This is a genomic window from Kitasatospora sp. NPDC091257 (assembly GCF_044757675.1).
Lineage (GTDB): Bacteria > Actinomycetota > Actinomycetes > Streptomycetales > Streptomycetaceae > Kitasatospora > Kitasatospora lactacystinica.
This window is the reverse complement of record NZ_JBIVVI010000330.1, coordinates 1-7815: the sequence shown is the minus strand read 5'-3', so window position 1 is coordinate 7815 and position 7815 is coordinate 1. Positions and strand designations below refer to the sequence as shown.

Sequence of the window (7815 nt, the reverse complement as noted above, 5' to 3'; positions counted from 1 at the left end):
GGTGGCGAGCGCGGCGGCTTCCGTCGTGACGACCGCCCCTCCGGTGGCGGCTTCAACCGTGACCGCGGCGACCGCCCCTCCGGCGGTGGCTTCCGTCGCGACGACCGTCCGTCCGGCAATGACCGCGGTGGCTTCCGCCGTGACGACCGCCCGAGTGGTTTCCGTCGTGACGACCGTGACGACCGTCCGCGTCGTGACGACCGCCCGACCGGTGGTGGCTACGGCCGTGACCGTGACGACCGTGGTGGCGAGCGCGGCGGCTTCCGTCGTGACGACCGCCCCTCCGGTGGCGGCTTCAACCGTGACCGCGGCGACCGCCCCTCCGGCGGTGGCTTCCGCCGTGACGACCGTCCGTCCGGCGGTGACCGCGGTGGCTTCCGCCGTGACGACCGCGGCGGCGACCGCGGCGGTTTCCGCCGTGACGACCGCCAGGGCGGCGGCTACGGTCGGGATCGTGACGACCGCGGCGGTGACCGTCGGGACTACGACGACCGCCGGGGCAACTACGAGCCCGTCAAGCGTCTGCCGATCCCGGAGGACATCACCGGCTTCGAGCTGGACGCGGACGTGCGCCAGGAGCTCAAGAGCCTGCCCAAGACCCTCGCGGACGACGTCGCCCGCAACCTGGTGATGGTGGCCCGCATGCTCGACAGCGAGCCGGAGGAGGCCTACCAGTACTCGCGTGTCGCGCTCCGTCTGGCCTCCCGCGTGGCGGCGGTCCGTGAGGCGGCCGGTTTCGCCTCGTACATGACGCAGCGTTACTCCGAGGCGCTGACCGAGTTCCGCGCCGCCCGTCGGATGACCGGCCGGGCGGACCTGTGGCCGGTGATGGCCGACTGCGAGCGCGGTCTGGGCCGCCCGGAGCGGGCGCTGGCGATGGCCGGTGAGCCCGAGGTGAAGCAGCTGGACAAGGCCGGCCAGGTCGAGATGCGTCTCGTGGCGGCCGGTGCCCGCAGCGACATGGAGCAGTTCGACGCTGCCGTGGTGACGCTGCAGAGCCCGGAGCTGGCTTCCAGCGCCGTGCACGCGTGGACCGCGCGCCTGCGGTACGCCTACGCCGAGGCCCTGATCGCGGCCGGCCGGGCCGACGAGGCCCGTGACTGGTTCGCCAAGGCCGCCGAGGCCGACACCGACGGCACCACCAACGCCTCGGAGCGGCTGGCCGAGATCGACGGCGTGGAGTTCATCGACACGCTCGACCCGGAGCTGGCCGAGGACGAGACCGAGTCGACGGATGCGCCGGCGAAGAAGCGCGGTGGCGGCGACAACGCCGACGACCGCGTGATCTTCGAGGACGAGGAGGACGTCGAGGAGTTCTACGACGAGGACGACCTGGAGATCGACGAGGACTTCGACGGCGTCGTCCCCGAGCGCGTCCAGGAGGTCCAGGACACCAAGGCCGACACCAAGGCCGAGGCCGAGGACACCAAGGCCGACAAGGCCGCCAAGGCCGAGCCGAAGGCCGAAGCCGACGCTGGCGCCGAGGCCGCCGCCGACAAGAGCTGAGCAGCTCCCCAGGCAATGCCGTGAGGCCCTGCCGTTCCCTGGAATCCCGGGGAACGGCAGGGCCTCACGGCGTTCCGGCCCGGTGTCCGGCCCGGCGTCGTCGTCAGCCCAGCGCGAGGTTGCGCAGCACCAGCCCAGTGGCCGGCTTCGGCCCGAAGGAGGTGGACTTGCGCGGCATGGTGACGCCCTGTTCGGCCAGCCGTCTCACCACCGACTCCCGGACCGGGTGCAGCAGGACGGCGGTGCCGCCGGTGCGCGCGGCCTCCTGCTCGGCGGCCACGGCGGTGTGCAGGTAGCCGATGTCGTCCGGGCCGTCGGGGACGTGCCAGGTGTGGTCCAGCAGGGTGGCGTGCAGGACGGTGGCATCCAGGTGGCGCCACTCCTCGGGCCGGCCCTGCGGCACGGTGGCGTCGAGCAGGGACTCCTCGGGCTCGCCGAGCAGCCAGTAGACGCCGTCGCCGCCGGTGAGGACGAAGCCGTTGCCGCCGTGCCGCTTCTGCTCGGCGAGGGCCTGGAGCGCGGCGGACAGCGGCCCGGGTACCTCCTTGACCTTCCACTGGTCGCCGAGCCGCTCCAGTGCCTCGGCCATCGGCAGCCGGTACAGCACGCGGTGGATGGCGCGGACCCGCAGCGGGTAGCGGGCGGTGTCCACCAGGAGCACCAGGCCGCGGTCCCAGGGGCTGCGCGGCAGGTGGCGGTGCTCGCGCTGGAGGCGCAGGTACATCTCCCAGCGGTGGTGGCCGTCGGCGATCAGCGCCCGGCAGGTGGCGAGGTCGCGGCTGATCCCGGCGATCTCGGCGGGGTCGGTGACCGCCCACAGCCGGTGGTGGGTGCCGTCGCTGGTGGCGGTGGAGAGCAGCGGCTCGCGCTCGACCGTCCGTTCGATCACGCCGGAGGCGCCGCCGTTGCCCCGGTAGGTGAGCAGCAGCGGTTCCAGGTTGGCCCGGGTGGTGCGCATCAGGCCGACCCGGTCGGCGACCGGCCGCGGCATCACGTCCTCGTGCGGGAGCACCACGCCGCCCTCGCGGCCGCTCACCGCGAGGGCGCCGATCAGGCCGCGCTGGAGCAGTTCGGGGGAGTCGTCGGTGGCCGGCACCCGTTGCTCGTAGACGTAGAGCGCGGGCTCGGGGTCGGCGGCCAGGATGCCCTCGCGTTGCCAGGCGGCCAGGAGCCGGGCGGCGTGCCGGTAGCGGGTGTCGCGGTCGGGGCGGTCGCCGGCGTCCTCGGGTTCGGGCCTGGGAAGGATCAGCCGGACCACGTTGTGCGGGTCGGCGGTCTCCAGGTCGAGCCGGCGGCCCGGATCCACGACGTCGTACGGCGGGGACATCACCGCGGCCAGGGCGCCGACCCGGTCGGGGACGTAGCGCAGGCCGCGGAAGGGGGACAGGGACAGGCCGGCGGTGGCGACGTGCCCGGGATCACCGGGGCCGCCCTCGGGAGTCTCGACTCCGTCTTCTGCACTGGGTGTGCTCATTCTGGGCATCGTAACCGGGTACGCGTTGTTGAGAGATCGGAATGCCCGTGCCGAGTCGTGGGCCGGGTGTGCGACCGAGGGCGAGGTACGGCATGGACGACGGGCAGGAACGGGTGGACGGCGGCGGCCCGGTCGAGTCGGGCGGACCGGTCGGGCCGGTCGGTGCCACCCGCGGGGATGCTCCGGCCGGCGGCGTGCCGGTCCGTGCACCGGGCGACGAAGCACCGGGCGGCGGCGCAGGGGTCGGCAGCGCGGGGGTCGACGGTACCGGGGTCGGAGGGGTGCCGCGGCAGAGCCGTTCCGGGGAGCCCGCCGGGGACGTGTACGACTGGTTCCGCAGGGGTGCCCAGCTGCTGGCCCAGGGGCATCCGGCGGCCGCCGAGCAGCTGCTCGCCCGGGCGGTGGCGGCCGAGCCGCACTCGCGCAGCATCCGGGAGGCGTTGGCGCGGGCCCAGTTCGACGCGGGCTCGTACGCGGCGGCCCTGGGGAACTTCCGTGCCGTGGCGCTCGCGGACCCGGCGGACGACTACGCTCAGTTCGGGTGGGGTGTCGCGGCGGCCCGGCTGGGCGATTTCGAGACTTCCGCCGAGCACCTGGCGCTGGCCGTGGCGATGCGGCCGGAGAGCGACCACTACCGGCAGGCGCTGCGGCAGACCCGCGCGACCCTGGCGGCCCGGGCCGGGGCGTACGGCCCGCTGCTGCCGGGAGCACCCGGGTACGCGGCGCCCCCGGCGGGTGCCGAGGGCCCGGCCGGAGGGTCGGCGGGCGACGCCGGCGCGGGCAACGGTGCCGACGACGGCGCCTGACCGGTCGGCGCGAGGACCGGCCGTACACCGTGACGGACTCCGCGACGGAGACCGTGGCGGACCAGTGACGGAAACCGTGGCGGACCAGTGACGGACGCCGTGACGGAAACCGTGGCGGAGACCGTGGCGGACCAGTGACGGACGCCGTGACGGAAACCGTGGCGGAGACCATGGCGGACCAGTGACGGACGCCGTGACAGGCTCCGCCACGCACGAGTGACGGAAGCCGCGCCGCACGAGGACGTGCGGCGCGGACGACGCAGTGAACGACGACGCAGTGAATGAGGTAGCGCAGCCATGACCGAGACGGCCACCCCCGTGCGACGGACCGCCCCCGGCGGCAGCGAGCGGCCGCTGACCGACGCGTACGACACCGCGCTGCTGGACCTGGACGGCGTGGTCTACGCGGGCGCGCACGCGATCGAGCACGCGGTGGACGCGCTGGACGCCGCCCGCACGGCCGGGATGCGGCTCGCCTACGTGACCAACAACGCCTCCCGCCCGCCGCGGGTGGTGGCGGAGCACCTGACCGAGCTGGGCGTCCCGGCCGAGCCGGCCGACGTGATCAACTCGGCCCAGGCCGCCGCCCGGCTGGTCGCCGAGAAGGTGCCGGCCGGCTCGAAGGTGCTGGTCGTGGGCGGGCTCGGACTGGAGGAGGCGCTGGCCGAGCTGGGGCTGGTCGCGGTCCGCTCGTTGGCCGACGGTCCGCTCGCGGTGGTCCAGGGCTTCGACCCCTCGGTGGGGTGGACGGACCTGGCGGAGGCCTCGTACGCCGTGCAGAGCGGTCTGCCGTGGGTGGCGTCCAACCTGGACCTGACGGTGCCGAGGGCCCGTGGCATCGCGCCCGGCAACGGCACCCTGGTGGCGGCGGTGCGGGCGGCGACCGGGGTGGAGCCGGAGGTGGCGGGCAAGCCGCTGCCGCCGATGCACCGGGAGACCGTGCTGCGTACCGGTGCGGAGCGTCCGCTGGTGGTCGGGGACCGGCTGGACACCGACATCGAGGGCGCGTTCAACGGCGGGGTGGACAGCCTGCTGGTGTTCACCGGGGTGACCACGCCGGAGCTGCTGCTGGCGGCCCCGGTCGAGCACCGGCCGACCTACCTGGCCGCCGACCTGCGCGGACTGCTCGTCCCCCACCCCGCGGTGGCGGCCGTGGACGGCGGCTTCGGGTGCGGCGGCTGGGTCGCGGGCGTCGAGGCCGGTGTGCTGCGGCTGTCCGGGGCGGGGGACCGCTGGGACGGCCTGCGGGCGCTGTGCGCGGCGGCGTGGACGGTGCTGGACGCGGGCGGCGCGCCGGTGGACGGCCGCAAGGCGCTGGCCGATCTGGGGTTCTGAGAACAGGTCGGCGGTCGACCCGGGGCCGCCCTCGGCAGCGCCGGGTCCGACGGCCGGGTCCGACGGCCGGGTCCGACGGCACCGGGACGGTCCGGGACGGGCCCGGCGGCCGAACTCGGGACCGGTTCGGCGGCCCGGCTCAGAGCAGGGTGCGCAGTCGCAGCAGGTCGCGGAAGCCCGCCTCCAGCCTGACCCGGCCGCTCGCCCAGGCGGAGGCGAAGCCGAGCCGCCCGCCGACCAGTGCGACCAGGTCGTCGCTGGTCATGGTGAGCCGGATCTCCGCCTTCCCGGCCGGGGCGCCGGGGGAGACCACCATGTCCTGGATCCGGCCGTCGCGCAGTCGCCCGGTGAAGGTCAGGTCGAGGTCGGTGATCCGGCAGCTGAGCGAACGGTCGAGGGCCGCGGCCTTGCGGACGTCGCCGGTGGACTTCGCCATGTTCCGGCTGAGCTGCTCCAGTGCCTCCCGGCACTCCTCGGCGTTCGCCACGGGGCGGCTCCCTCCCCCGGTCGTTACGGTGCTGACTGCGGGCCACGGTACCTCAGGCGGGTTTTGGCGGTAGCGTCGTCCGTGGGGTGCCCGGACGTCGTCCGTGGGGTGCCCGGAACGGCCCGGGTACTGAGGGCGACGGAGCGACGCGCGTACGCGATTGGGAGGCACCCGGATGCTGCCGAGGACGGTTCGGGGAGTGGTGGAGACCGCCGCCGGAGTGGTCGAGGAGGTCGGCAAGCTGGTCGTCGGGACGGCGACCTCGATCCTGGAGAAGGCCGGGGTGGACGTCGCCGGGGTCGAGCGCCGGCTGGGCGGCCAGTTCCCGCCGTCGGTGGAGACCTTGCAGACCCTGGCCGGGGAGGCGGTCACCGCCGGGCGCGCCGGGGTGGACCTGGCGGTCGGTGTGGCGCGCAACGAGGCGGAGAAGGTCTTCGAGAAGGTCGGCGACCAGGTGACCAAGGTCGGCGTGGTGCTGGCGTACCTGGAGACCAAGCTGCGCGAGGTCGAGGAGGAGGCCCCGGCGGCCGGGTCCGGGCCGGAGTCGTACGAGGCCGAGGAGCCGGTGCCGGCGCCGCGGGCCGGTGACCTGTTCGGGCGCGGCTGGGAGTTCGAGGAGGAGCGCTCGGCGGTCCCGGCGACGGGGGAGCCGATAGTCGCCGAGCGGGTGGAGGTGGACGAGCCGGTCGAGGTCGATCCACCGGTTCCGCCCGTGTCCCGGGCCGCCCCGGTCCCGCCGGAGGCGCCCGCGGCCGAGGAGAGCGCCGCCGGGGAGGGCCTGGCGAAGAAGGGCCCGGCCAAGGAGCCCGCGGCCGAGGAGAGCGCCGCCGGGGAGAGTCCGGCGAAGAAGAGCGCCGCCGGGGAGAGTCCGGCGAAGAAGAGCGCCGCCAAGAAGAGCACACCGAGGAAGAGCGCGGCCGAGAAGCCGGCGACGACGGGGACGGCAGGGAAGGGGACGGCCAGGAAGGGGACGGCGGCCGGGAAGGCCACCGCGAAGAAGAAGACGACGACCGTGAAGAAGACCGCCACCGCCAAGCAGACCGAGGCCCGGTCCGAGGCCGCCACCCGGTCAGGGACGCCCGCGAAGCGTGCCGCGACCAGGAGGACCACCGTCCGCAAGGCCACCAGCACGAAGAAGCCCGATGCCCGGGACGAGTGAACCGCCCGAGTCCGTCCGGGACGCCGGGGCGTCGGACATGATCGCCCCCGTGGAGCCGCTGGGCGTCGAGCCGGTCCTCACCGGCCACCCCGGAGTGGACGCCGGCCTGGCCCGGCTGGAGGCTCTGGACGGGGTCCCGGCCGAGGCACACGTCGCGGTGTACGAAGATGTTCACCAGCGGCTGGTCGACACACTGGCCGCGCTCGATCAGGAATGACCCGCAGGATCCGTAGGAGCTGAACACCAGTGGCAGTGGCACGACGCCGACTCGACGCGGAACTGGTCCGCCGCAAGCTGGCCCGATCGCGTGAGCACGCGTCCGAGCTGATCGCGGCCGGCCGGGTGACCGTCGGCGGCACCACCGCGACCAAGCCGGCCACCCAGGTGGAGACCTCGGCGGCGGTCGTGGTGGCCAAGGACGACAACGACCCCGACTACGTCTCGCGCGGCGGCCACAAGCTCGCCGGCGCGTTCGCGGCCTTCGTACCGCAGGGCCTGGTGGTCGAGGGCCGCCGGGCGCTGGACGCGGGCGCCTCCACCGGCGGCTTCACCGACGTGCTGCTGCGGGCCGGGGCCGCGCGGGTGCTGGCGGTGGACGTCGGGTACGGGCAGCTGGCCTGGTCGCTGCAGAGCGACGACCGGGTCACCGTGATGGACCGCACCAATGTGCGCGAGCTGACCCCGGACCTGATCGGCGGCACCCCGGTGGACCTGGTGGTGGGCGACCTGTCGTTCATCTCGCTGGGCCTGGTGCTCCCGGCCCTCGCCTCCTGCGCGGCCGGGGACGCCGACCTGGTGCTGATGGTCAAGCCCCAGTTCGAGATCGGCAAGGAGCGTCTGGGCAGCGGTGGCGTGGTGCGCAGCCCGCAGCTGCGCGCCGAGATGGTGCGCCAGGTCGCGGGGCAGGCGTGGGAGCTCGGGTTGGGCGTGCGCGCGGTCACCGCGAGCCCCCTGCCGGGGCCGTCCGGCAACGTCGAGTACTTCCTCTGGCTGCGCCGGGACGCCCCGCAGCTGGACCCCGCGGAGGCGGACCGGGCCGTGGCGGAGG

The 7815-nt window shown here is 74.7% G+C and carries 8 protein-coding genes; 6 read left to right on the top strand and 2 right to left on the bottom strand.

The window, feature by feature from the left end; all coding sequences use genetic code 11:
* Positions 1-522: 522 nt before the first annotated feature.
* A complete protein-coding gene (locus ACIQOV_RS17455) occupies positions 523-1506 on the top strand; it encodes a hypothetical protein (RefSeq protein ID WP_401049390.1) in 984 nt (327 codons plus the stop codon).
* Positions 1507-1609: 103 nt separating this feature from the next.
* On the opposite strand, the gene ACIQOV_RS17450 is transcribed toward ACIQOV_RS17455, so the two are convergent.
* Positions 1610-2980 carry a DUF1015 family protein gene (locus ACIQOV_RS17450; protein ID WP_401049386.1) on the bottom strand — a complete coding sequence of 457 codons (1371 nt, stop codon included), beginning with the start codon at positions 2978-2980 and terminating at the stop codon, positions 1610-1612.
* A 92-nt stretch (positions 2981-3072) separates the two neighbouring features.
* Here ACIQOV_RS17450 and ACIQOV_RS17445 point away from each other — a divergent pair, with 92 nt between their 5' ends.
* Together ACIQOV_RS17445 and ACIQOV_RS17440 are read left to right on the top strand one after the other, a co-directional pair.
* Positions 3073-3786, top strand: a complete 714-nt coding sequence (locus ACIQOV_RS17445; protein ID WP_401049384.1) for a tetratricopeptide repeat protein — start codon at positions 3073-3075, stop codon at positions 3784-3786.
* Between the two features lie 297 nt (positions 3787-4083).
* Positions 4084-5121 carry an HAD-IIA family hydrolase gene (locus ACIQOV_RS17440; protein ID WP_359899179.1) on the top strand — a complete coding sequence of 346 codons (1038 nt, stop codon included), beginning with the start codon at positions 4084-4086 and terminating at the stop codon, positions 5119-5121.
* Positions 5122-5260: 139 nt separating this feature from the next.
* Here the strand turns inward: ACIQOV_RS17440 and ACIQOV_RS17435 are convergent, their stop codons facing one another.
* Positions 5261-5608 (bottom strand): SCP2 sterol-binding domain-containing protein, encoded by a 348-nt coding sequence (locus ACIQOV_RS17435; protein WP_387734306.1) that lies wholly within the window; start codon positions 5606-5608, stop codon positions 5261-5263.
* A gap of 199 nt (positions 5609-5807) precedes the next feature.
* On the opposite strand from ACIQOV_RS17435, the gene ACIQOV_RS17430 reads away from it, so the two are divergent.
* From ACIQOV_RS17430 to ACIQOV_RS17420, 3 genes are all read left to right on the top strand, one after another.
* Positions 5808-6767 carry a hypothetical protein gene (locus tag ACIQOV_RS17430; RefSeq protein WP_401049381.1) on the top strand — a complete coding sequence of 320 codons (960 nt, stop codon included), beginning with the start codon at positions 5808-5810 and terminating at the stop codon, positions 6765-6767.
* Positions 6751-6984, top strand: a complete 234-nt coding sequence (locus ACIQOV_RS17425; protein ID WP_359899185.1) for a hypothetical protein — start codon at positions 6751-6753, stop codon at positions 6982-6984. Before ACIQOV_RS17430 ends, ACIQOV_RS17425 begins: the two co-directional genes overlap by 17 nt.
* Before the next feature lie 35 nt (positions 6985-7019).
* Positions 7020-7815, top strand: a 796-nt coding sequence (locus tag ACIQOV_RS17420; protein ID WP_401049388.1) for a TlyA family RNA methyltransferase, incomplete at its 3' end; no start/stop codon positions are given.

What these genes read in the sequence shown, in the direction of transcription:
- ACIQOV_RS17425 (WP_359899185.1), top strand. Translation starts at nt 6,751, where the DNA reads ATGCCCGGGACGAGTGAACCGCCCGAGTCCGTCCGGGACGCCGGGGCG.
- ACIQOV_RS17445 (WP_401049384.1), top strand. Translation starts at nt 3,073, where the DNA reads ATGGACGACGGGCAGGAACGGGTGGACGGCGGCGGCCCGGTCGAGTCG.
- ACIQOV_RS17450 (WP_401049386.1), bottom strand. Translation starts at nt 2,980, where the DNA reads ATGAGCACACCCAGTGCAGAAGACGGAGTCGAGACTCCCGAGGGCGGC.
- ACIQOV_RS17440 (WP_359899179.1), top strand. Translation starts at nt 4,084, where the DNA reads ATGACCGAGACGGCCACCCCCGTGCGACGGACCGCCCCCGGCGGCAGC.